The following is a 23,849-nucleotide window of genomic DNA, read 5'->3' on the forward strand; positions in this document are numbered from 1 at the left end:
CGGTTTTACGGCAGCCGGCGCAGTGCCATTCAGCGGCACTTGCTATTGGTACTGTTACTGTTACTGGTACTTGGCATTGATCTTGTCGATGGTGCCATCCGCCTTCATGGCAGCGAGGATCTCGTTGAGCTTGGTGATGAGCTCATCGGGCGTATCCTTGTTAAACGCCAAGCTCATCTGGGTTTCCTTGAACACGAAGACCGGCTTTGGTGAAGCTACTTTCTCCTTGCTGGCCAGATAAGGCGCCAGATACTGGCCGGTTGCCCAGAGATCGATGCGGCCCGCCTCCAGTTTTTTCACGTTGGCGGTATCGTTGGCAGCCAGCTGCAACTTGGCAAATCCCTGTGCCTTGAGATACTCGGCGGCCGCATCGCCGTTATAGCCACCCACCGAATACTGCTTGGCATCTTCCAGCGACTTGACCGTGATATTGGCGGTCGAACTGGAGAAAAACACCCAGTTGTTATTGACCAGCGGCCCTACCCACTTGAACAGTGCTTCCCGCTCCGGAGTGCGGGTCGTGGAGTAGAGGGCGGTATTGGGGGTGCCGAGGGTATCTTCGTACGCCCGTTTCCAGGGCATCAGGGTCAGCTTGTATTCGACCCCGGCACGCTTGAACAGCTCTTCGACCACCTCGGTCGACAGCCCGACAATCTTGCCCCCCTCCCCCTGCATGTTGAATGGCGGGTAATCCTCGGTCATCACGTTCAGTGGCGCAGCCTGAACCGCGCCTATCGCCATCATGGAAGAGACTGAAAAAATTGCACTTTTCCACAGCAGTTGATAGTTCATTGCAACCTCGCTTTGCTTGCCATTCATCCCTGAACATCCGCCGTTACCGATGGCGGTGCACGTCTGACCCGCTGGGGTCATGCCGGCTTTCACGGCTCGCCGCCCACCCATGTGCAGCAGCAAACAGATCCGGATTTTGCCTGTGCGCAACGAAACGCAACCGGCGAGGGAGGCTCACAACAAATCGAGGTGGAAACATGCCAGGGCAGCATAAGGGGAGTGCGGAGTGGGGCGGATAAGCCTCTGCCATACAACAGCGCCGTGGCAAAGAAAAAGCGCATCGTTTTACGACAGAGGTCTGGGAGAGAAATGATAGAAAACGCCAACATCCATTTTCCCATACTGCTCGAGGAGACCTCAGAGCCAAACCTGTCCTTTAGCTAAGGTCACGAAAAGAGATACGTCAAATGAGAATGCTAACCCCCTCATCTGCTTCCAGATTAGATTCCAGATAAGCACCGCCGAGCCACAAAGTGGCGCGAGATACCCGAAAAACAGAAGGCCACCGCGAGGTGGCCTTCTCCAAATCAACAATAAACGTCTGGTGAAACTCAGTCCTTGGCCGCGTCCATCACACCCTCTTCGGAGTGCGCAGGCAGGATCAGGTTGAGCAGGATGGCGGCAACAGAGGCCAGGCCAACACCGGCCAGCGCGAAGTCGCCAATCTTCATCTCCAGCGCACCGACACCGACGGTCAGAGTCACGGCGACGATGGCGATATTGCGTGACAGTCCCAGATCCACCTTGGATTCCACCAGCGTCTTGAGACCGATGGCAGCGATGGATCCGAACAGCAGCAGCATGATACCGCCCATCACCGGCATGGGGATGGAGGTAAGCAGCGCATTGAACTTGCCGAAGAAGGCCAGAATGATGGCAAACACCGCAGCCCATGTCATGGTGACCGGATTGAAGTTGCGAGTGATCATCACGGCACCGGTCACTTCGGCGTAGGTGGTCACGGGTGGGCCACCGATGAAACCGGCGAAGCAGACGCCGATGCCGTCACCGGCCAGCGTACGGTGCAAACCCGGATCCTTGGTGTAATCCTTGCCAGTCACGCCACCAATCGCCAACACGCCACCGATATGCTCGATACAGGGGGCGATGGCTACCGGCAACATGAACAACGCAGCAGCCCAGTTGATCTCCGGGGTTTCGAAGTGGGGCAGCGCCAACCAGGGGGCGTTAACCATGCCATCGAAACTCACCTGGCCCATGAAGACCGCCGAGACATAACCGGCAATCACGCCGCACAGGATGGGGATCAGCTTGATCCACCCCTTGCAAAACACAGCTGCAATGAGGGTGACCGCCAGCGAGATACCGGCCAGTGTCAGCGCAGTTCCCGCAGGAACCACCTGCTCACTACCGGCGCGGCCCATCGCCATGTTGCAGGCAACCTGCGCCACAGAAAGACCTATGACCATGATCACCGGGCCAATCACCACCGGGGGCAGCAATTTGTGCACAAACCCCATCCCTTTTGCCCGGATCAGCGCAGCCAGAATGAAATACATGAAACCGGCGGCAAACAGGCCAAACATGGTGGATGGCAATCCCCAGGTCTGGGTGGCGTAGATGATAGGGGCGATGAAGGCAAAGCTGGAACCGAGGAAAATCGGGACCTGGCGGCGGGTGCAGAGCTGGAACAACAGGGTGCCCACACCAGCGCCAAGCAGGGCCATGGAGGGGTTCAATCCGGTGAGCAGGGGCACCAGAACCATGGCACCGAAGGCGACAAACAGGATTTGCAGCCCGGCGACACTTTGCTTGACTAAGGAAAACATGGATGTCCTTAATTTTTTGATAACTGATGGAGATATTTATCACTTTTCAGTCATCACAAGACTTTTTTAAGGCGCAAAATGAACACAAATTCGTCACTTGCTACCTTTTACTGCTTGGGAAGGGCATGAAACTGGCTTTTTAGGCGGGATTCGTTGCTACAAGCATCGAGTATGCGATTTTACGCATTATTGTGACGAACGCCAATCGTTTTTCCATCATGTTTATTGTGCTCATGGTCAAAAATGCCGCCGCTTGGGAGCGCTCTATAATGGATCCTGTGAATCAAGATGGACAAGGAGTCCCCATGTCACAGCCCCCATTCAAAGCCAGCCAGCGCAGATTGCTTATCGGCTCGGCCATCGCTCTCGCCCTGTTTGCGAACCCGTTCAGTTATGATTTCGCCCACAATGAGTGGCAAATGAATCAGGCCTATGCCAAGTCCTGCTTTATCGCCGGCACTCGCATCACGATGGCCGATGGCTCCACCCGCCCCATAGAGACGCTGCGGGTCGGTGAACGGGTGCTGGATCAACACGGCGGCAGTAACCGGATCCTGGCGGTCGAACGGGTCATACTGGGCAAGCGCAGACTCTACGGGATCAATGATCTGCCCCCGTTCTTTACCGCTGAGCACCCTCTGCTGACCACTCGGGGCTGGGCAGCTATCTCACCGGCCATGACCCGAACCGAAAACCCGCAACTGGCGGTAGTGCCGCTATTTACCGGCATGCAGATAATGTGTCGCCCGGCACCTGTCATGGTGACGGGCAATCTGGCCCTGCAACCCCAGCCGGCATTACTGCTGGTTGAGTCACTCTGCTGGATAGAGGCACCTCCCACTACCGCACTCTTCAATCTGCTGCTCGATGGCAGCCACAGCTACATCGCCAATGAGCTGATCGTTCACAACAAAGATGGCGATGGTGGCAGCAGTGGTGGAGGCAGCAACAGCGGCGGAGGCAGCAACAGCGGCGGAGGCAGCAACAGCGGCGGTGGCAGCAACAGCGGCGGTGGCAGCAACAGCGGCGGTGGCAGCAACAACGGTGGTGGCAGCAACAGCGGTGGTGGCAGCAACAGCGGCGGAGGCAGCGACAGCGGCGGCGGAGGCAGCAACAGCGGCAGTGGCAGCGACAGCGGCGGTGGCAGCGACAGCGGCGGTGGCAGCGACAGCGGCGGTGGCAGCGACAGCGGCGGTGGCAGCGACAGCGGTGGTGGCAGCGACAGCGATGGGGGCAGCGATGACAGTGGCGGCCAAGGCGAGCATGCCGGCGGAGAGCAGCATGGTGGAGGTGAACGGCATGCTGGTGGAGAAAAACATGCAGGGGGAGAACGCCATGGGGGTGGCCGCGGATTTGGCAATGGCGTTGATGACAACGGTGTAGATGCCGTCGATGCCAATGGCAACAAGCTCAGAGGTGACGGCACCATCGATGACAACGGTGTGGATGCCGTCGATGCCAATGGCAACAAGCTCAGGGGTGATGGCACCATCGATGACAACGGTGTGGATGCCGTCGATGCCAACGGCAACAAACTCAGGGGTGATGGAACCATCGATGACAACGGCGTAGATGCTGTCGATGCCAATGGCAACAAGCTCAGGGGTGATGGCACGGTCGATGATCGCCAGCAAGTGCTTACCGATGAGCAGGAGCGGGCGCTGCTCAACAACGGTTTTCGCCAACAGGGGCAACCATGATGCGTTATCTGCTACCACTCTTCCTGCTCGGCCTCGCTGGCTGCGCCACGGTCGACACTCCGCCGCTTTACCATCAGATGGATAAGGCAGATGTTCAACTGGCCAATCAGGCCCTTGCCAAGGCGCTGGAAACCCGCCCCAAAGGGCAGAGCCTCACCTGGTTCAATCCAGCCAACCGTCACTCGGGTAGCGTCACCCCGCTACGCACCTTCCGCCATACCAGCGGGGAGTGGTGTCGCGACTATCGCGAGCAACTCTATATCGGCAAGGCCAGCCAGCAGTGGCAGGATACCGCCTGTCGCAATCAGGAAGGGCGCTGGCGGCCATTGCGAACTTAGTGAATGCCACGGGTGATGAATGAAAGGGGGTAGCAGCGCTACCCCCTTGTCATCTTTACCGATCCGTTATCCGGGCGGTGAATACGCGGTTATACCCGACGATAGGGCAGGTAAACCGGCTCCCACATGTGGTTGAGGATATGCTGCTGCAGATCCTGACCGATCAGCGGGTGGGAGGGATCCCGACGCACGATATCCTTGAGCACAGCGGTCGCCACATGCACCGAGATGCTGCGCAGCTCGCGAATGCGGGGATACACGGCCCCTTTCGCCAGGTCCACCTCACTCACGCACTCGGCCAGCGCAAAGGCGGCGGTAGTGAAGACATCGGGTGTGATCTCGCGGATCTGGCTGACGATGGCCGCCAGACCTACCCCGGGGAAGATAAAGACGTTATTGCCCTGCCCGACCCTGAACTCCTGCCCCTCGTAGCTCACATCCTTGAACGGACTACCGGTTGCAACGATGGCTTTGCCATTGCTCCAACGGTAGATATCTTCCGGCAGCGCTTCACAGTTGGCGGTCGGGTTGGAGAGCGGGAACACCATGGGGCGCTCGCAATGCTGCAGCATCAGCTGGATATGCTCTTCCTGGAAGGCCCCGCCCGAGCCGCTGGTACCCAGCAACACGGTAATGGGCACATGACGCAGCACATCGGCCAGATTGGCCTTGCCGGGCACCTCGGTATCCCAGCCCGCCAGCAGCAGCCCCGGCTTGGCGTAACGTCGCTTGTACTCGTCGAGCCCGTCCCGGTTGTCGCACACCAGCCCCTGGGTATCCAGAATGTAGATGCGATCGCGGGCCGCCTGCGGATCCATCCCCTCGCGGATCATCCCCGCGCAGATCTGATCCGCGACACCAACCCCGCCGGCGCCAGCTCCATAGACCAGATATTTCTGCTGGCCCAGGGTCTCCCCCTTGACCTTGACCGCGCCGATAATACCGGCCAGCACCACGGCACCGGTGCCCTGAATATCATCGTTGAATGACGGCAGTGCCTGCTGGTAGCGGGCCAGATTGTTGAAGGCATTGGATTTGCTGAAGTCTTCCCACTGCAGCACGGCGTTGGGGAAGTGGCGCTTGACCCCCTGCACGAACTTGTCGATGAACTCTTCGTACTCCTTGCCACGAATACGCTTGTGGGGGCGGCCCAGATACATGGGATCATCGAGCAGTTTCTGGTTGTCGGTGCCCACATCCAGCGCGATGGGCATGCAGCAGGCGGGGTGAATACCGGCCCCCAGGGTATAGAGCGCCAGCTTGCCGATGGGGATGCCCATGCCGCCGACGCCCTGATCGCCGATCCCCAGAATGCCCTGGCTGTCGGTGACGACTATGATGCGGATCGATTTGGCATCGAAGTGACGGGCCTGACTGCCCATGTCATCCACGTTGTCAGGGGTGATGTAGAGGCCGCGCGGCTTCTGGAAGCGGTGGCTGAACTCCTGGCACGCCTTGCCCACGGTCGGGGTATAGATGTAGGGAGTCATCTCCTCCACATGGCGTGACAACAGGGCATAAAACAGAGTTTCGTTGCGATCCTGCAGGGCACGCAGGTTCTGGTACTTCTCGATATCGCTGCAAGCGCTCTTGAACCCCTCATACACTCGCTCGAGCTGGGCTTCAAAGGTTTGTACCTGAGGCGGCAGCAAACCATCGAGATCAAAATCGGCCCGCTCCTGTTCGGTAAAGGCCGTGCCCTTGTTGAGGTATCGATTGTTAAGCAGATCAGTGCCGGTCAGTGCAACGGGGCGAAAATCCTGTCCCTGTGCATCTTTCCACAGCAGATATTGTCCGGTAGCCATAGTCATTCTCTTTGATTTACGTGAAATTGCCGTTCGGCAGGAGAGCAAGACTCATAATGAAATCAATCATATGACGTTTACTCGATCGGTTTTGTGAGCTTGGGCATACCCTGTGGCCAAAATCCGCTCATCTCACTCCCCGAGTGATAAATATCCACGGAGAGGAATGAGACTCATGCTAGCATTGCGATCAATTCCGCAACGTTTCACCATGCCGCAGCCGGGAGTGACCTGATGCCCTCGACTTTTTCAGCCAGCTTTTGCCTCCTCTCGCCATGCGTCTGATACTGCTCCTTGCCCTGTCACAACTGCTTGCCTGCCAGTCGGCTCTCGCCGCACAGGGGAGAGAACTCAACATCATCGTGGGTGAATGGCCCCCTTTCGTCTCCGAGCAGTCAAAACAGCACGGGCCAGTGGCCCACCTCATCCGCGATCTGTTCAAGGAGGCGGGCTACGAGGTGAAGTTCCACTTCGCCCCCTGGGGTCGGGTCTATTCGCTGGCAGCCAACAGCCAGCTCTACGACGCCACCGCCGTCTGGATGCACAAGCCGGAACGTGAGCGGGATTTTCTGTTCAGCAAAGCGGTGCTGCAGGAGCAGTTTGTCTTCTTCTCCCTCAAAGCACGACATCTGCAAGCCGAGCGCCTCGAGCAGATCGTTGGCATGCGGTTGGGGGGCGATATCGCCTACAGCTACGGACCAGAGCTGGACAAGATGGTGGCCGACGGCAAAGTGAGCCAGCAGCGTGTCACCGACGTGAAGCAGAATTTCGGCAAGCTGCTGCGCGGGCGGATCGACCTCTATCCGCAAGAGCTGCGGGTCGGTCTGGCCGAGTTGCAGAGTCAGCTCGATCCCGCCAGCGCGGCACTCATCACCCACAGTCAGACCCCTTTTCTGCGCAACGACAGCTTCGTGATGTTCCCGCGCAAAATGCAGGATTCAGCCAAACTGCGTGATCAGTTCAATCAGCAGTTGCAGCAGGCCATCGCCAGCGGACGTTATCAAACCTATTTCGACCGGCTGGCCCGGGGTGAATATTGACCGTGGCGAGGCAAAAACAGAGAGGATAAAACAGAGGTGGCGGCCCTTTGTGGCCGCCACCTCTGTGATGCTTGTCAGCTGCTGGCATTAGCCGCTGATACCCACCTCCAGCTTGAACGGCGTCTTGGCCTTGCTGCTCTCGGCCGCCCCCATCTGGTAGACCCGAATGGTGTAGGTGCCCTTGGCAGGCAGGGTTGCCTCAAAGTTGTTCCCTTCCGTAGAGCCGATAAACATCGCCTCCCCCTTGCTGCCCGGCGGCAGAATATTGAAGTAGGGATTGCCGGTCAGGATCACCACCATGCTCTGGCCCTTGTTGGCCGTCAGCTTGTAATCGAGGGTCTGGCTACCCTGAATGGTGCCGTTGATGGTTGCCCCTGACTCCCCCTTCTTGAACTGCACCTGCTGGGTCTTGATCCCGTCAGCCGCCTGCGCCACGCCCGCAATACCACCGAAGATCGCAGATGCACATACCGCGGCCAACCATGCTTTTCTCATCATTTGTCATCCCTTATGTGAATGGAACTCCCTGTTACTGTTGCTCAAGGTGACCCAAAAAACCATCGCCGTTTGCGGCATCGCTCAATCAATTTACCATCACGATCGACCTGCCATCAAAAGGGGCGCCGCAGCGCCCCTTCCCTTTACTCTTTGTCCGACCGTCAGCTTGATTTACCCACCTTGGGCTCATCGAGGGTGTGCTTCACCTCTTCATACCAGAGGTCGTGGTGCTCCTTGGCCCAGGTCTCGTCCACCTCACCGGTCACCATCCCCTCCAGCGCCCCTTCCAGCTGGAACAGGCCCATGTAGATATGGAAGATAAAACCGCAGATAAGGATCAAGGCGCCGACGATATGGATAAAGCTGGCCCACTCCATCTGACGGCGCAGCTGGCCGAAGATGGGAAAGTCCAGAAACAGCCCGGTCGCCACGACTATGCCGCCAAACCAGATGAGCAGCCAGAAGATCGCCTTCTCGCCGCCGTTGGAGAAGCCCGCCGAGGGGTGACTCCCCTTGTGGGACCCCAGCATGCCGCCAGCCTTCATAAACCACTGCACATCCACCATATTGACGATGTTGTGGCGGAACCACTTGATGAGCACCCCCATCAGGCAGAGGAAGAAAAGCGGCCCCACGTAGTTGTGGAACACCTTGGCAAACCAGATCCAGTTCTCCCACACCCCGAGGCTCACCACCGGCTTGATGAAGTACTTGCCATAGATGATGGCCAGCCCCGACCCGGAGAGGGTCAGGAACATAGCCGCCGTGGTCCAGTGCAGTGCCCGATCCAGCCTGCTCCAGCGCTTGAGCTTGCGCCCGGTGCGCGGTTTGGAGAGCTTGGTCTGCCCCACGATCAGGTACATCAGACCGCACATGGCCAAGGAGCCGAAGATGGCGATGGCGCCAAGCGGCGACACCCACTTGGTCTTCACCTCGAACCAGAGCTGGCCCGGCACCGAGATAAGCACTCCGTGCTCCGGCGAGCGGGAGGTGGTCACCCCCTCCTGCCCATCCTTCACCGCACGCCAATAATCGGCGCCGGCAAAGCCGACCGCCTCTTTCTCGGCATCGGCGAAACTTGCGGTACTCACCAGCAGCAGGGCAGCAAACAGGGCCATTAGCCAGGTTTTCATGCCGCCCCTCCCTGCTTGTTCAGCTTGCTGGCATCGTGGAACAGCTCATCGCCATTACCCCAAGCCGCATCCTTGGCACCGCGATAGGCAACCCGCTCGCGGAAGATGTCGGAGATCACCTGCGCATCCCCCGCCAGCAGCGCCTTGGTGGAGCAGAGCTCGGCACACATCGGCAGCTTGCCTTCGGCGATGCGGTTGGCACCGTACTTCTGGCGCTCCGCTTCGCTGTGATCCTCTTCCGGGCCACCGGCGCAGAATGTGCACTTGTCCATCTTGCCCCGATCGCCAAAGGCGGCGGTCTTCGGGAACTGGGGCGCCCCGAACGGGCAGGCAAATAGGCAGTAGCCGCAACCGATGCAGAGATCCTTGTTGTGCAGCACTATGCCGTCGTCGGTGTGATAGAAGCAGTCGGCCGGGCAGACCGCCATGCAGGGGGCATCGGTGCAGTGCATGCAGGCGACCGAGATGGAGGTCTCCCCCGGTAGGCCGTCGTTGAGGGTCACCACCCGGCGGCGCTGGATGCCCCACTCCAGGGCATCGTCGTTCTCGTTCTTGCACGCCGTCACACAGCCGTTGCATTCGATGCAGCGCTTTGTGTCACACATGAATTTCATTCTGGCCATGGGATCAGGCTCCTACTTTGCGAAAACGGCACAGGGTGACCTTGGTCTCCTGCATCTGGGTGACCGGGTCATAACCATAGGTGGTGACTATGTTGACCGACTCCCCCAGCACATAGGGGTCAGACCCTTCCGGATACTTGGATCGCAGATCCTTGCCCTCGAAGTGGCCGCCGAAGTGGAACGGCATAAAGGCGAGCCCCGGTTTGACCCGCGGGGTCACCAGCGCCTTCACCTTGACCCTGCCCCCTTCCGGCCCCTCGACCCACACATCCTGACCATCGCGCACGCCGACGTCGTTGGCATCCGCCGGGTTCATCTCGACAAACATCTCCTGCTGCAATTCAGCCAGCCAGGGGTTGGAGCGGGTCTCGTCGCCGCCCCCCTCGTACTCCACCAGACGGCCGGAGGTGAGGATGATGGGGAACTCCTTGCTGACATCCTTCTCCTGCACCGAGGCGTACTGGGTCGGCAGGCGCCACAGGCTCTTCGAATCAGGCCAGGTGGCGTAGTCAGCCAGCAAGTCGCGACGCGGGGTGTAGAGCGGCTCGCGGTGCTTGGGCACCTGATCCGGGAAAGTCCACACAACGCAGCGCGCCTTGGCGTTACCGTAGGGGACGAAGCCGTGTTTGATGGCGACCCGCTGGATACCGCCGGAGAGATCAGTCTTCCAGTTCTTGCCCTCGGCCTCTTTTTTCTCGGCCTCGGTCAGCTCATCCCACCAGCCGAGCTGCTTCATCAAGTCGGCAGTGATCTCGGGATAACCGTCTTCCACCTCGCTCCCTTTCGGCCAGGAGTCTTCGGCGAGCAGCGAGACGCCCTGATACTCGATGCCGAAGCGGGCGCGGAAACCACCGCCCCCTTCCGACACCGGAATGCTGGTGTCGTAGAGGATGTGGCTGCCGGGGTGCTTCATCTCCGGGGTGCCCCAGCAGGGCCAGGGCAGACCGTACACTTCGCCGCTGACCGGGCCGCCTTCGGCCTTGAGGTTGGTCTTGTGGAAGGTGTGCCAGTTCTGCTGGTGCGCCTTGAGCCGCTCCGGGCTCTGGCCGGTGTAGCCCACACTCCACATGCCGCGGTTATATTCGCGGGTGATGTCTTCCAACAGTGGCTGGTTGTTCTCTACCTTGATGTGCTTGAACAGCTGGTCGGCAAAGCCGAGCTTCTTGCTCAAGAGATACATGATCTCGTGGTCGACCTTGGATTCGAACAGGGGTTCTATCACCTTGTCGCGCCACTGCATGGAGCGGTTGGTGGCGGTCACGGAACCATAAGTCTCGAACTGAGTGGTGGCCGGCAGCAGGTAGACGCCGTCGGTGCGATCGTTCATCACAGAGGCGACGGTGGGATACGGGTCGACAATCACCATCATGTCGAGCTTTTGCATCGCCTTCTTCATTTCCGGGCCGCGGGTCTGGGAGTTGACCGCATGGCCCCAGTAGAACATGGCGCGGATGTTGGAGCCCTGCTCGATCAGATCGGCGTTCTCCAGCACCCCGTCCACCCAGCGTGAGACCGGAATGCCGTTGTTGTTCATCGGCAACTTGCCGTTGTAGGCCTTGTTGTCGAAGCGCGCCTTGATCCACTCGTAATCGACATCCCACACCCGGGCCCAGTGCTTCCAGGAGCCCTCTTCCAGCCCGTAGTAACCGGGCAAGGAATCGGAGGTGACGCCAAAGTCGGTGGCGCCCTGCACGTTATCGTGACCGCGGAAGATGTTGGTGCCCGCTCCGCTCTTGCCCACGTTGCCGAGGGCCAGTTCGAGGATGCAGTAGGCGCGGGTGTTGTTGTTGCCGGTGGTGTGCTGGGTGCCGCCCATGCACCAGACCACGCAGCCGGGGCGGTTGTCGGCCAGCAGCTTGGCAGCACCATAGACCTGCTGTTCGTTGAGGCCGGTCACCCGCTCAACTTCGGCCGGAGTCCAGCGCGCCACCTCTTTTTGCACCTCGTCCATGCCGTAGACGCGGGTACGGATAAACTCCTTGTCTTCCCAGCCGTTCTTGAAGATGTGCCAGAGCATGCCCCAGATAAAGGCGACGTCGGTGCCCGGACGCAGGGAAAGGTACATGTCCGCCTTGGCGGCGGTGCGGGTGCGGCGCGGGTCAACTACCAGGATCTTGCAGCCGTTGCGCTCTTTCGCCAGCAGGATGTGCTGCATGGCGACCGGGTGGGCCTCCGCCGGGTTGGAGCCGATAAACATGATCGACTTGCTGTTGTGCATGTCGTTCAGGCTGTTGGTCATGGCGCCGTAGCCCCAGGTGTTGGCTACACCCGCGACCGTGGTGGAGTGGCAGATCCGCGCCTGGTGATCCACGTTGTTGGTGCCCCACAGGGAGGCCATCTTGCGAAACAGGTAGGCCTGCTCGTTGGAGTGCTTGGCAGAGCCGAGCCAGTAGACGCTGTCGGGGCCGGACTCCTTGCGCAGGCGCAGTACCTCGTTGCCCACCTCTTCGATGGCCTGATCCCAGCTGATGCGCTGCCACTTGCCACCCACCAGCTTCATCGGGTACTTGAGGCGACGCTCACCGTGGCCGTGCTCGCGCAGGGCCGCCCCTTTGGCACAATGACCGCCAAGGTTGAAGGGGTGATCAAACGCCGGCTCCTGACCGGTCCAGACGCCGTTTTGCACCTCGGCATAGACGCCGCAGCCCACCGAGCAGTGGGAACAGATGGTGCGCTTCACCTCGACCGGCACCCCGGCCGCGACGGTTTTGGCTTCGGCCCGCTGCATCATGGCTGGCGCCAGCCAACCGGCGGCCACGGCGCCACCGGCCACGAGACCTGAGTTGACCATAAAGGCGCGGCGGGTCAGCCCCTGACCGCGAATGGCCTCACTGCCCTGCTCGCCCACTTGGGGCAGCTCGGCACGTTTTGTCAGTTTCATGAGTTCTCCTTCACTGATCCGGCTCAGTCGGTGCCGCGCAGGGTGCGATAAAAGTCGTGAACATGGGGGGTCTCCCGATAGCCCTTGTCAGGCTCGGTGTCGTGGGTCAGCACCTCTTTGCCCACCACCCGACCGGTGGCACCGGCCAACACGCCTATGGTGGCGACCACGCCAACTCCCTTGATTAGATTGCGGCGGGACGGGTCTTTCAGCTGTTCATCGCTCATTCTTGTGACCTCTGTTGTTGTTCTTGCTGGCGCCTGCGCGCCAGCTTCGCGTCCAATGGGATATCTCGTCTGCTCGTTTTGTTATGCGCAGCTCTTGTTATGCGCAGCTCTTGTTATGCGCAGATAGGGGCATTCAGCCCGGCACCACGCAGGCGCCAAACGGCAGGCGCAATTCGTTTTCCAGCTTGAAGAAATCTTCGGCAAGGGCGCCGACCGCCCGGTAGAAGCTGCCCCCTTTCGCCTGTTGCTGATCGCGGCAGCAGGCGAGTACCCAGGGGGCAAGGTGGTGCTCATAGAAGCGGTTGCGCTCCGGGTGTTGCTCGGCAATCAGTACCGCCATCACCTCACAGAGGGCGGCCAGATGATCTTCCGGCTCGCACACTCCGCTCTGGCGCTCAAAACCGAGGGACTGCAGATCTGCGCGCAGCACTGCCAGCGGCAGCTCCATCAAAGAGCCGGTGAGATACCAAGAGGCAAACGGCACGATCTCCCCGCGCCCCAGCCCGATAAAGAGATCCTGATACTCCTCGGCAAGCTCGTTTTCGTGGTGGCTACTCGCCGCCAACTGCACCAGTCCGAGCCCTCTGGCAAAGGGGCCCGGCATAGCCTGCAACCCTTGCAGCCAGGCGAGCTGTTCGCCACGGGGAGCGGCGCGCCAGAGGCTTGCCAGCAGGGCGTAGAGATCGGCGCTGCTCTGTTCCAGTTCGGTCATGGTCAGTTCGCCAGCCTTTTCGTTATGTTGTTCACTCATCACTGGCCCTCACACCTTGAGCTGGGAGACGGGATCCGCCGCCAGCGCTGCAAACACATCCTTGACCCGACAGTCCTCGCACATCAGCAGCCGCTGGGCGGCCTCGTTCTGGAAGTGGGAGTGACCGACCAGTTTTTGCTGGATGCGGCGGATCATCGAAGCGGGCGCGAACGGCTTGCCGCAGCGAATGCAGCAAGCAGCCTCTTCGGCTTTGAGGCTCTGCACGGCGCGGCGCGCCTCGGGCACGGGTTGCAGGCGGGGCACCAGCACGATGGCCTGCTCGGGGCACGCCTTTTCACACATGCCGCACTGGATGCAATCCTGCTCGATAAAGTTGAGACCCGGAGTGTGCCCCACCGCATGCAGGGCACGGCTCGGGCAGACCGCCACGCAACCCATGCAGAGGGTGCAGTCAGACTCTTTGAGTTCCACACTGCCGTAAGGGGCACCGTGGGGCACCGCCAGCGGCTCACGGCTCCCCTCATTGGCCTGCCAGAGGGCATCGAAGGCGGCAAACAGGTTTTCCCGTTTGTCTCCTTTCAGCGGCTTGTCCAGCAGGGCAACGGCTGGCTGGCCGGAAACAGGCTCACCAGCATCTGAGTCAAACAGAGCAATGCGATCGGCAGAGAGACCGGCGCCCGCCAACAGCACGGCGGCGCTGGCCAGCTCCCGCTCAACCAGCGCACGGACGCTTTCGGGGGCATCGTCACCCAGCGCAATGCGCACCGCGCTGGCACCATAGGCGAGTGCGGCGAACCAGCTCTCGATGCCTAAACTCACGCTCTCCTCCACCCAGACTGGCAGCCAGTTGGCGGGCAGGCGGGTGATCTCGGCTTCCACCCATTCGCGCTCGTTTTCACCGGCGATCAGCAGTCGAGGCGCTTCGCCGCCCGCCTCCCGGTAGTGCTTGAGCAATCGGAACAGATAGTCGCCGCTGGTGTTGGCATCGGGCTGATGATAGGCAATCGCCCCGGTCGGACAGGCAGAGGCGCAGCTGCCAAAACCCTGACAGAGATGGGGATCGATCTGGATGCGACCATTGATGGGCTTGAGGGCATCGGTCGGGCAGACATCGAGGCAGCGGCTGCAACCGGGCACGCCGCGGGCGGTAAAGGCGCAGGCCTCGGGGTCGAGGCGAAAATAGCGCGGCTTGTCGAAGATACCGGTCAGCGCGCAGATCTCGACAAGCCGTTCGGCCAGCCCTTGGTCATCGGCAAGATGCAGATAACCGACCGGCGGGCGCTCCAGCGCAAAGAGCGGGGCGCGGCCCAGATCGGCAACCAGATCAAAGCGTGGTTCGCCATTTTCCGCAGCCTGCTGAGTAAAACAGAGAGCCGTCAGATTAACCCGCTCCCCCTGCCCATTGAGGCCGGTAAGCTGGAACTGCCCCAGATACCCTGTCAGGCTCGGCTCGCGCAGGGTCAGGGCCGCGAGGGATGCGGTGGCATCGAAAATGGTTTCGAGATCTGCCGCCTCGGCATCGTGGACCGCTTCGGTCACCAGCAGGGTGGGCTTCACCCCGGCGGGCAGCAGGCTGGCAGCGCGGCGAATGCGATCTTCCGGGCCGACCAGCAGCAGGCGACCCTGACTCTGGTAAGAGACAGTGGCCGGGATCAGGTTGTCGGTCTTGACCGTATGCTGCAGGGCATAGGCGCGAGCGCGCGCGTTATGCTCGGCCGCCCCCGCCCCATGGGCAAGATTGGAGGCCAGATTTGGGGCCAGATTTGGCAATGTTTGTTCAGTGCTCACATACGCTCCTGTGCGCGCCACCTCATGGGATGGGCGCTTGTTGGTAAGCCGAGAGAGCAAGAGGCGAGCCAACTCCCCCGGAAAAAAAGTGACTGACAGGGAGTCAGGATCCTGAGGGTTCCATTCCCCCACCTTTGGTTGGGACATTTTGTCCACCAGAGGAAACCAAAATGTCCCGATCGTCGGTGTGGGTTTGAGAATGGTTATCAGCCAGCTCGTCGGCGGCAGGCTCGCTGGCAAGCGCCACCGGTTCAGCGGATCCGCTGGCCGGATTGGCCGATTCGCTCTCCGGGGCGATCACCTGATCCACCAGCCAGTTGCGCAGCCCGGCGGTCAGGGCCGCAGGCAGCAATTCGGGCTGGCTGAAATCCTGGGTGTAGTCGTCGAGCCCATCCGGTTTATGGCTGCGAAACATGGCCCGCAGCGCCTCCTTGTCGGGGAGTTTGGCCTTGCGCTGCGGGGCTGTTGTTAGCGGCGGTTCGCCACTCTCGGCCCCTTCAAAAGCAAGGGGGTCACAGCTCCCCTTGTCAGTGCTGACTACGGGGCTATCCAGCGAGGTATCTGGAGTTTCAGCTTCGCCACTGCCTTCGATGGGGGCGGCAACAGCCTCGGGAATGGCCTCTTCCCTCGGCTGCAATACCTGATGCTTGCGCGCCTCACTCTTGCGAGACGACCAGCGCTTGAGGAACTCACTCATGGGCGTTGTTTCCGGCCTTGGTTCCGGCACAGGTTCCGGCGTCACTGCCACGCTCGCGGCCATCGGGGCCGGTGGCTTTAACGGCGCCACAGCTGGCTTGATCTACCGTATCGACACCGAGCTGATCCTGCGCCCGTCCCTTGCCCTTCTTGCCCTTGCGACGGGCCTCCAGCAGCTCGCCGTGACGGCCGATAAAGGCCTCCACCCAGGCTTGCAGCGCTTCGGGCAGCGGGCAGGAGAGCACCTGCCGCTCGCCATCCATATAGGCGGCGGCCACGGTCTGGCTCAAGGTCAGGCCATCGGCCACAAAGCCATTGTCCACGCGGCTTCCGGTGACAAACAGGCGGGGCGAACCGGAGCTCAAATTGAAGCGATAATCCCCCCGCTCATCACGAAACAGGGTAAGGGGCAAGGCACCGGTCGCCTCAGGTTCGGCGGGATGGAGCGCCGCAATCTCGAAACGGCGGCTCTGCCAGCGGCCAACCTGGCTGTCGATGGCCTTTAACTCCAGTTGCAGCCAGCGCTGCGGGGAGAGGGGTTTGGTTGTCTCTTGCACTGTCACGGCTCCCATCAGAAGGTCTCTGCCGGGCCGCCCTCCCCCGTGATCCACCCTGTTCGGGGCGGCTCACGGCAGGAGATTTATGGCGGCCACGGCCATCAATGGGATAAGACTTAGCAAGAGTGGGGCCAAGGCCGGTTTGGTGGCGCGGGCGTAGGTTGATGCAGAGCGCAGCGAAGCCCAACATGCGGAGTAAAACCAATCAGCCTGTGTATCTGATCGAGGGAATGGCAATAATCGAATAACGCTGAATTATCCGATTATTGCCTTGTTCAGAAACAACGATTAAGCCCAACATACGAGATATTTGGAACAGTTATTTAGGATTTATCCAAACTAACTATTTACATTTCAATATATATAACTGTTCATTTTTAGCTATGGATAAAACGACCCTGATATTGATGTATTTGTTCTTGGTGAATACCCAACTTTGCAAACAAATGTGAGATAACTACAAGTCTAAGAATTTGGCCAATATCAACATAGTCATCAATATTTAATTTCTTCATCATTACTTTCGGGCGTCCAACATGAGCTAATTCATTACGTAAAGATGCTATCGCACGCCCCAAGTTAGCCTCTCCAGTTTTCTCAAAAATTTTAACCAATTGAGATTCTAGTTCCGATGATGCATAAGTATTAAATGGTCTTACATATTTTTCGGATGAACTACCACCTAAATCAACATTTATAGCTTCTAATTGAGTTGAATACAGAATGATGTCACTTTGAGCATAATGAAGAGTCCTAAAGCCTGTTTCATACTGATGTGATACAGACAGCACTTGAAAATCATCATAAACATCAAGCCAGTTTGAAAGCACGGTCTTCATATCAATCTGCTTCCAATTAATAGGGATGAATCTATGGTTAATCTCTTCCTTAGCTAACTCAACTGTACGACCTTCCAATACCAAGCTATTAAGTACATTTAGTGTGTAGTCATTCCCTGTCAACTTCAACGTTATCTCATCAGGAAATACTGGGCGAGACATCAGAATGGAAAAAAGAGAGGATATTTTCGTTATATCACTTATAAGTCTGTCGGCTTCTTGTTGTGTGTCAGTTGTATAACGAACATAATATTTAAGCGTTTTTCTCAAATTAAAGTACGATGTAGGATGTTCCTCTTTTATTTTCTCAAATGCGGCCGCCAGTTTTTCCGTTGCTTCTTTATCTGGAGAATAGATAAGATTTATTATCTGATTACCGATCATAGAGTAAGTGGCAGCATTTTCAACCTTAATATTCCACCCATCACCATCGACTTCTACAATAGGTTCCTCTTGATATTTTAGTTGCGCGACAGATCCTTGTGGATGTATGAACTCCTGCATACCATTAAATGTAAACAGTGCATGCTCAAACGTATCTCCAGAATCAACAAAATCTCCAATAATTAAATATAAGAATCCGTGCACGCCTGATTTTACAAAAACAGAACCCATGTAGTGCGTTCCGCTTTCAAAATCAAAACTTCCTACTAGAGTACATTTTCTACCATTACTTAAAACCCCAAATAATCGGTCGCACGCACTAGGAAAACTACTATTTGAAAGACTGTATTCTAATTGCAAACCATTCTGTGGAGAATATTTTATTTTTCCAGGAAATCTAACGCCGTCAGCATTTTTTTGCGCAAAAAACTCACCAAAAAACTCGTAGCTTTCGAAAGCACCATATTTTGTACTCATCAAACCCGCCTCTATTTTTACTTATATTTGAGTTACAAAATCTCAAGTGGCATTTAAAATATTTACTGCATTATTGACGTATATACTCTTTCGCTGACCACCATTTGTCCAGCCAATTTACAAGCAAGATATCCACATTCTGCCATGTAACACAAAACCTTATTAGCCCCCTCCAAATAATTTGGAACAAAACTTGCTATATCCCTCCCCTTAGATCCCGGCAACCGGTCGCGAGGGGCCCATGACACCGACCTTTATCAAAAGCAATGCTGCCGCCCAGCTCACCATGGCCGTCGAGGTGATGGATGAACAGGGCACAATGAACACCCGCCAAATCGCCTGTGAGCGGCCACTGACGGTCTACCTCAACTGGAAGGAGATCGTAACCCTGATGACGCTGGGTGCCCGCCCCGAGGCGCTGGTGCTGGGTTATCTGAAAAATCAGGGATTTATCGAGGATATTGCAGCCATCGAGTCGGTCATCGTCGACTGGGAGAGTGAGGCCGCCGCCGTGGTGAGCAGCCAGCAGGCCGACGATCTCGACAAGTCACTGGAGAAGAAGACGGTCACCTCCGGCTGCGGTCAGGGCACCATGTATGGCAGCGTGATGAAGAAGCTCGAAGGGGTCGTGCTAGCGGCGCCCGAGCTTAAACAGAGTACTCTCTACGCCCTGCTCAAGGCGCTGTCGGCCCATAACGAAACCTACAAGATGGCCGGTGCCGTCCATGGCTGCGCCATCTGTCGCGGCGCAGAGATCCTCTCCTTTGTCGAGGATGTGGGGCGCCACAATGCGGTGGATACCCTGGCAGGCGAGCTATGGATGCGCGGCGAGAGCGGCCATGACAAGATCTTCTACACCACCGGGCGGCTCACCTCGGAGATGGTGATCAAGGTGGCGCAGATGGGCATTCCAGTGCTGCTGTCGCGCTCCGGCGTAACCCAGATGGGGCTGGATCTGGCCCGCCAGCTCGGCATCACCATGATTGCCCGCGCCAAGGGGCGCCATTTCGAGGTATTCAGCGGTCACGACCATATGGTGCTGGACGAGAAGCCGCCGGTGCTGGCGCCCAGTCCGGCCGGTCGCGGGATGCGGGATTAAGTCATGAACGAGTTTATGAACGTGAAGCAGGTGGCGGAATACCTCGATCTCAACGAGAAGAAGGTCTACCAGCTCGCCAACGAGGCGCGTATCCCCGCCACCAAGGCGACCGGCAAGTGGCTGTTTCCCCGCTCCCTGCTCGATCGCTGGCTGCTCGGTAGTTGCCACGAGGGGGTGATGAACGACCGCCTGCTGCTGGCAGGCTCGGACGACGTGCTGCTGCACTACGCCAGCAGCCGCTTGGCCCAGCAGCTCGGCACCCAGGCACTGGTGGGCTACACCCCGTGCGGCACCCGTCAGGGGCTGGCGATGCTGGCGCGCGGCCATGTGGATCTCTGCGCCATCCACTGGGGGCAGGCCGAGGAGGCGCACCTGCGCCACCCGGCGCTGGTGCAGCAGTATCAGGGCCACCGGCAATGGGTGATCGTTCATGGATTTCGCCGGGTGCAGGGGCTGGTGCTGCGCCAGGGATTGCAACCCAAGGAGGCGAAAGAGGCGCTCGACTGGCGCTGGGCCATGCGTCAGGAGGGGGCTGGCAGCCAGCGCGCCCTGCAGGAGTGGCTGCAAACCCAAGGGGAGTCGCTGACCCGGCTGGAGCGCACCCTCGAGGTCAACAGCGAGCGGGAGCTGGCCGCTGCCATCAGCCGTGGCGATGCGGACGTGGGGCCCGGCGCCCAGAGTACCGCCACCGAGTTTGGCCTCGGCTTTATGCCGCTGTCGCAGGAGTGTTTCGATCTGGTGATGCCGCAGGGGGTCTTCTTTCGCACCCTGCTGCAACAGCTGATCGGCTGGCTGCAATCCCCCGAGGGGCGCGAGCTGGCGGCCCGCCTCGGCGGCTATGACCTGACCCAAAGCGGCAAGCTGGTGTGGAGCCCGCAGTAAATAACCACTCACCCACAGACAAAACAGCCCGCCAACCATGTTGACGGGCTGTTTTTATCACGGGCCTTTTTATAACCGCCTCAATCGCTTGTCTCACGCCCCTCGGCATTGAGGGCGATGCGCCACCCTTCCAGTTTCGCGGGCTCGCTGCCGCTGGGCAGCAGGGCATGGCTACGCAGCCGCACGGTAAAGCAGCTCCCCTGCCCCGGGGTGGAGTCCACCAAGAGCTCCCCACCCCAGCGACTGATGATGCGGTGGCTCAGGGCCAGCCCCAGACCGGTGCCTGTGGCGCGGGTGGTGAAGAAGGGGTCGAAGATCTTGTCCATGATGGCGGCGTCTATGCCGCTACCGTTGTCGATCACCCGCACCTCGGCCCCGCGCAGCTGACCCAGTTCATCGACCCAGTCGCGACTCTCGACCCGGATCTCCCCCTGCTCTCCCAGCGCGTGGCTGGCATTGACCAGGAGGTTGATCAGCACCTGCAACAGCTGCTGGCGATCCGCCTCGATGGGCTGCTGGGCCCTGAGATCGGCCACCAGCTCCACCTGCTGCTGGCGCAGGGCGGAGCGCACCAGGGTCAGGCTCTCCTCGATGATGGGGTTGAGGTGCTGCCACACAGGCTCTGTCTCGTAATCGCCGGGGCGAGAGTATTGCAGCAAGCTGCGGGTGATGGCACGAATGCGCTCGATCTGGGCCAGCACCAGCACCAGCTCCTCGCTGACCGGCTCGGCCGCCTCCCCCAGCTCCAGCTTCATCAGCTCCACATTGCCGAGGATCACCGCCAGCGGGTTATTGATCTCGTGGGCCACCCCGGCGGAGAGCTCGCCAAGGGCCGCCAGCTTCTCGCTGATCAGCAGCTGCTGGCGCGCCTCGGTCAGCATATGGATATGATCTTCCAGCTCGGCAGTCTTGAGCTCGAGGCTTTGGGTACGCTCGGCCACCTTCTGCTCCAACTCGTCGGCGCTGCGGGCCATCTGCTGCTGATGCGCTTCTTGCCTGTCCAGCATGGCGTCAAACTGGCGACCGAGTTGGGCCAGCTCGTGGTCAGGATCGAGCGCCAGCGGGCCGATGCGGGCCGACTCCCCGGCCTGTACCTGCCGCACCACCTTGTGCATCCGCTCGATAGGGGAGAAGAGATCCCGCGCGCCGCGATAGACCAGCAGGCCAGAGAGCAGCAACAGCAGCACTACGCCGGAGCCCAGCTCCACCAGATTGGTGAGGTAGGTGCGGATAATGGGCCACTCGAGAAAGCCCACGTAGAGCATGCCGAGCCGCTCGCCCCTGGCTCCCAGCAGCGGCTCGTAACCCGAGACATACCAGGCGTCGTGAACGAAGGCGCGGTCAACCCACATCTCCCCTCGCCCCAGCACCTGTTCGCGCACTGGCGGCGAGACCCGGGTGCCCACCGCCCGGCCCACCTGACGGCTGCTGCTGACCGGCACGTTGGTGCTCACCCGCAGATCATCGAGAAACAGGGTGACGGTGCCAACGCTGCCATCCGGCAGGGTATTTTTGGCAAACACCTGACCCTTGAGCTCATCCACCAGCCGGGTGCTGCCGTTGACAAGCTCGCCCCCCTCCAGCACGGCCCAAAGGGAGCCGTCGCGGCCCATCACAGGGGTCAGTGACAGGCTGATCAGCCCCCTGTCCTCCACCACCCTGGTGCCATCCCGCTGCCACAACACAGCCCGCTTGGCCAGTTGCGGGGAGAGGGCGAGCATCTCCTGCTGCGACCAGACCACGAAGTGACTGACGCTGCGCCCGGCCGTGAGGGCGGCGCGCTCCTGCGCCGTCAGCTGATCCAGCTCGGGGCCGCGGCGCAAGCGCAGAAAATCGAGACCATAGTTGGCCGCCAGCGGCATCACCCAGTCATGCAGCTGATCCGGCGATTCCCGCAGCCGCAGCTGAAAGGCCCAGGCATCGCGCAGATGCTCCAGATGCTCGGTCTGGCGCTGTTGCTGCACCGTGATGGCGTGGTGGGCCACCCCGAGATCGCTGCGCACCGTGGTGAGCAGGTTCTGCCAGCTGTAGGTGAGGGTCCAGTAGAGGGTGAGCGCGATCATGCCCACCAGAGTGAGCATGATGGGTACCGAGGTGAGCAGCAGCAGGCGCCAGCGCACTTTGGTGCGCACGCAACGGGGCAACAGGGCGCGCATGCAGCGGGAGATCAGGGTCAGTTTCATCGCCACCCCATCCAGTCAGCCTTCCTCATTCGATGGCCCACTCCTTGAACTTGCGATCCAGCGTCTTGCGCGCCACCCCGAGCACCCGGGAGGCGGCCGACTTGTTGCCATCATGGCTCGCCACCACCTGCAGAATGTGGGCTTTTTCCACCTCCGCCAGCGGCCATGCCAGCGGGTAGCCCTCCTCGCTCGCCCCCTGCTCGGTGGGCTTGCTGCTCTGCCAGTAATCCGCCGGGGGCTTGCCCAGCAGCAGGCAGCGCTCGATGAGGTTGCGCAGCTCCCGCACGTTGCCGGGCCAGGGATAGGCCTGCATCGCTACCACATCCTCGTGGGTCCAGCTCAAGGAGCCCATCCCCATCTCGGCGGTAAGCTGGCGGGTGAAGTGATGTACCAGCGCGGGGATGTCGTCGATCCGCTCCCGCAAGGGGGCGACCGGCAGTGCTACTACGTTGAGGCGATAGAAGAGATCTTCGCGAAAGCGGCCCGCCTCCACCTCGGCCTTGAGGTTGCGGTTGGTGGCGGCGACGATGCGCACATCCACCGCCAATTCGCGCTCGGCACCGACCGGGCGGATGGCCTTCTGCTCCAGCGCCCGTAGCAATGAGGCCTGCATGGCGAGCGGCATCTCGCCGATCTCGTCGAGAAACAGGGTGCCCTGATGGGCGACCCGGAACAGGCCGTCGCGCCCCTTGCGGGCGCCGGTAAAGGCCCCCTGCACATGGCCAAATAGCTCGCTTTCCAGCAGTTCGGGGGCAATGGAAGCGCAGTTGAGAGGCACAAAGGCCCCCATCCGGCCGGAAAGTTGATGCAGGGCACGGGCCACCAGCTCCTTGCCGGTACCGGACTCCCCCTCCACCAATACGGCGGCATTGGAGGGCGCTACTCTGGCGATGAGCGTCTTGAGCTCGCGGGTCTTGGCACTGTCGCCAATCAGGGTGGGCGGGAACAGCTTGCTCACCTCCCGGCGCAGCAGCAGGTTCTCCCGCTCCATCTGGCGGCGCTCGATGACTCTGTCCACCGCCTGCACCATCTGATCGAGGTTGAAGGGCTTGAGGATAAAGTCGCTGGCGCCGAGGCGCAGCGCCTTGAGGGCGGTCTCCATATCGCCAAAACCGGTCATGAAGATGATGTCGCTGCGGCGGGTGGCCGGGTCGATGGCCTCGTGCCACTCGATGCCGGAGCGCCCCGGCAGCCGGATGTCGGCAATGATAAGGTCGAAGTGAAGGCGGCAGCGCAGGGCTTCCGCCTCCTCCACGCTGGCGGCAGTCTCAATCTGGGCAAAACGCTTGGCAAGCGCCTTGGCCAGAAAGCTGCGCATGCCGGGCTCATCGTCAACGATAAGCAGGGAGAGGGCAGACCAGCGGCTGGGAGGGAGTGTCATGGAAAAAAGTACCTCGGATGCACG

Annotated in this window: 20 protein-coding genes; 5 read left to right on the forward strand and 15 right to left on the reverse strand. The window is 59.8% G+C overall.

What is annotated here, in order from left to right; translation table 11 throughout:
- Nucleotides 1–60: 60 nt before the first annotated feature.
- Both G5367_RS05105 and G5367_RS05110 read right to left on the reverse strand, forming a co-directional pair.
- Nucleotides 61–792: a substrate-binding periplasmic protein gene (locus tag G5367_RS05105; RefSeq protein ID WP_421245033.1), complete on the reverse strand. Its 732-nt coding sequence runs from the start codon at nt 790–792 to the stop codon at nt 61–63.
- Nucleotides 793–1,343: 551 nt separating this feature from the next.
- Nucleotides 1,344–2,582 carry a uracil-xanthine permease family protein gene (locus G5367_RS05110; protein WP_005334784.1) on the reverse strand — a complete coding sequence of 413 codons (1,239 nt, stop codon included), beginning with the start codon at nt 2,580–2,582 and terminating at the stop codon, nt 1,344–1,346.
- A gap of 305 nt (nt 2,583–2,887) precedes the next feature.
- Between G5367_RS05110 and G5367_RS05115 the strand changes: the two genes are divergently transcribed.
- Both G5367_RS05115 and G5367_RS05120 read left to right on the forward strand, forming a co-directional pair.
- Nucleotides 2,888–4,282, forward strand: coding sequence for a hypothetical protein (locus tag G5367_RS05115; RefSeq protein WP_421245034.1), 1,395 nt, complete (start codon nt 2,888–2,890; stop codon nt 4,280–4,282).
- Nucleotides 4,279–4,620, forward strand: coding sequence for an RT0821/Lpp0805 family surface protein (locus tag G5367_RS05120; RefSeq protein ID WP_216978289.1), 342 nt, complete (start codon nt 4,279–4,281; stop codon nt 4,618–4,620). Before G5367_RS05115 ends, G5367_RS05120 begins: the two co-directional genes overlap by 4 nt.
- Before the next feature lie 89 nt (nt 4,621–4,709).
- On the opposite strand, the gene G5367_RS05125 is transcribed toward G5367_RS05120, so the two are convergent.
- Entirely contained in the window at nt 4,710–6,425 is a 1,716-nt protein-coding gene (locus tag G5367_RS05125) for an NAD-dependent malic enzyme (RefSeq protein WP_421245035.1), read from the reverse strand.
- A gap of 275 nt (nt 6,426–6,700) precedes the next feature.
- Between G5367_RS05125 and G5367_RS05130 the strand changes: the two genes are divergently transcribed.
- A complete protein-coding gene (locus G5367_RS05130; protein WP_270818027.1) occupies nt 6,701–7,465 on the forward strand; it encodes a substrate-binding periplasmic protein in 765 nt (254 codons plus the stop codon).
- A gap of 87 nt (nt 7,466–7,552) precedes the next feature.
- Here the strand turns inward: G5367_RS05130 and G5367_RS05135 are convergent, their stop codons facing one another.
- The 10 genes from G5367_RS05135 to G5367_RS05180 form a co-directional block, all read right to left on the reverse strand.
- Nucleotides 7,553–7,963: a DNA breaking-rejoining protein gene (locus tag G5367_RS05135; protein ID WP_421245036.1), complete on the reverse strand. Its 411-nt coding sequence runs from the start codon at nt 7,961–7,963 to the stop codon at nt 7,553–7,555.
- A gap of 161 nt (nt 7,964–8,124) precedes the next feature.
- On the reverse strand, nt 8,125–9,096 hold the full coding sequence (locus G5367_RS05140; protein ID WP_421293892.1) for a formate dehydrogenase subunit gamma: 972 nt from the start codon (nt 9,094–9,096) through the stop codon (nt 8,125–8,127).
- Nucleotides 9,093–9,719: a formate dehydrogenase FDH3 subunit beta gene (gene fdh3B / locus G5367_RS05145; protein WP_005334799.1), complete on the reverse strand. Its 627-nt coding sequence runs from the start codon at nt 9,717–9,719 to the stop codon at nt 9,093–9,095. The genes G5367_RS05140 and fdh3B overlap by 4 nt, the downstream gene beginning before the upstream one ends.
- Nucleotides 9,720–9,723: 4 nt before the next feature.
- Nucleotides 9,724–12,600: a formate dehydrogenase subunit alpha gene (locus G5367_RS05150; RefSeq protein WP_421245038.1), complete on the reverse strand. Its 2,877-nt coding sequence runs from the start codon at nt 12,598–12,600 to the stop codon at nt 9,724–9,726.
- A gap of 23 nt (nt 12,601–12,623) precedes the next feature.
- Nucleotides 12,624–12,827: a transcriptional initiation protein Tat gene (locus G5367_RS05155; protein WP_005303194.1), complete on the reverse strand. Its 204-nt coding sequence runs from the start codon at nt 12,825–12,827 to the stop codon at nt 12,624–12,626.
- A gap of 133 nt (nt 12,828–12,960) precedes the next feature.
- Nucleotides 12,961–13,578 carry a TorD/DmsD family molecular chaperone gene (locus tag G5367_RS05160; RefSeq protein WP_421245039.1) on the reverse strand — a complete coding sequence of 206 codons (618 nt, stop codon included), beginning with the start codon at nt 13,576–13,578 and terminating at the stop codon, nt 12,961–12,963.
- Between the two features lie 9 nt (nt 13,579–13,587).
- The gene (locus G5367_RS05165; RefSeq protein ID WP_421245040.1) at nt 13,588–15,327 is read right to left on the reverse strand and encodes a 4Fe-4S binding protein; all 1,740 of its coding nucleotides are present in this window, start codon (nt 15,325–15,327) and stop codon (nt 13,588–13,590) included.
- Nucleotides 15,328–15,430: 103 nt separating this feature from the next.
- Entirely contained in the window at nt 15,431–16,024 is a 594-nt protein-coding gene (locus tag G5367_RS05170; protein WP_421245041.1) for a DUF3306 domain-containing protein, read from the reverse strand.
- Nucleotides 16,017–16,595, reverse strand: a complete 579-nt coding sequence (locus tag G5367_RS05175) for a DUF3305 domain-containing protein (protein WP_421245042.1) — start codon at nt 16,593–16,595, stop codon at nt 16,017–16,019. The genes G5367_RS05170 and G5367_RS05175 overlap by 8 nt, the downstream gene beginning before the upstream one ends.
- A gap of 362 nt (nt 16,596–16,957) precedes the next feature.
- Nucleotides 16,958–18,280 (reverse strand): HEPN domain-containing protein, encoded by a 1,323-nt coding sequence (locus G5367_RS05180; protein ID WP_421245043.1) that lies wholly within the window; start codon nt 18,278–18,280, stop codon nt 16,958–16,960.
- Nucleotides 18,281–18,521: 241 nt separating this feature from the next.
- Here G5367_RS05180 and G5367_RS05185 point away from each other — a divergent pair, with 241 nt between their 5' ends.
- Both G5367_RS05185 and G5367_RS05190 read left to right on the forward strand, forming a co-directional pair.
- Nucleotides 18,522–19,379: a formate dehydrogenase accessory sulfurtransferase FdhD gene (locus tag G5367_RS05185; protein ID WP_421245044.1), complete on the forward strand. Its 858-nt coding sequence runs from the start codon at nt 18,522–18,524 to the stop codon at nt 19,377–19,379.
- Nucleotides 19,380–19,394: 15 nt separating this feature from the next.
- The gene (locus G5367_RS05190; RefSeq protein WP_013723539.1) at nt 19,395–20,261 is read left to right on the forward strand and encodes a helix-turn-helix transcriptional regulator; all 867 of its coding nucleotides are present in this window, start codon (nt 19,395–19,397) and stop codon (nt 20,259–20,261) included.
- 80 nt (nt 20,262–20,341) lie between these two features.
- Here the strand turns inward: G5367_RS05190 and G5367_RS05195 are convergent, their stop codons facing one another.
- Entirely contained in the window at nt 20,342–22,444 is a 2,103-nt protein-coding gene (locus G5367_RS05195; protein ID WP_421293896.1) for a sensor histidine kinase, read from the reverse strand.
- Between the two features lie 25 nt (nt 22,445–22,469).
- A complete protein-coding gene (locus G5367_RS05200) occupies nt 22,470–23,825 on the reverse strand; it encodes a sigma-54-dependent transcriptional regulator (protein ID WP_128815377.1) in 1,356 nt (451 codons plus the stop codon).
- Nucleotides 23,826–23,849: the final 24 nt, after the last annotated feature.

The sequence above is a fragment of the Aeromonas sp. 604282 genome, from assembly GCF_049170575.1.
Classification (GTDB): domain Bacteria; phylum Pseudomonadota; class Gammaproteobacteria; order Enterobacterales; family Aeromonadaceae; genus Aeromonas; species Aeromonas veronii_A.